A 220-nucleotide genomic window follows, 5' to 3' on the forward strand; every position below is an offset into this window, starting at 1 on the left:
CCAGTTCACTCGGTGCGGCTGGTGCAGTGATGTCCGGTGCGGTGATTTGTGCAGGCAGAGACGACAAGCCCGTGTCATCGATGGCGACGACATCGAGCAGCTCGCCGTTGGCTTGTGGTGGATTGAGCTCAATGGTGAAGGTGCCGTCGGCACCGGCAATGGCGCTGCCGACCAGTGTGCCATTGGCATCGTGCACTTCTACGCGGCTGCCCGCTGGTGC

1 protein-coding gene is annotated in these 220 nt (G+C 62.7%); it reads right to left on the reverse strand.

All coding sequences use genetic code 11. The annotated features are described in order from the left end of the window. On the reverse strand, window positions 1-220 hold a 220-nt coding region (locus tag AC5PZ0_RS28390), incomplete at both ends, for an Ig-like domain-containing protein (RefSeq protein WP_493856235.1).

Source organism: Pseudomonas sp. 5.2, from assembly GCF_059025405.1.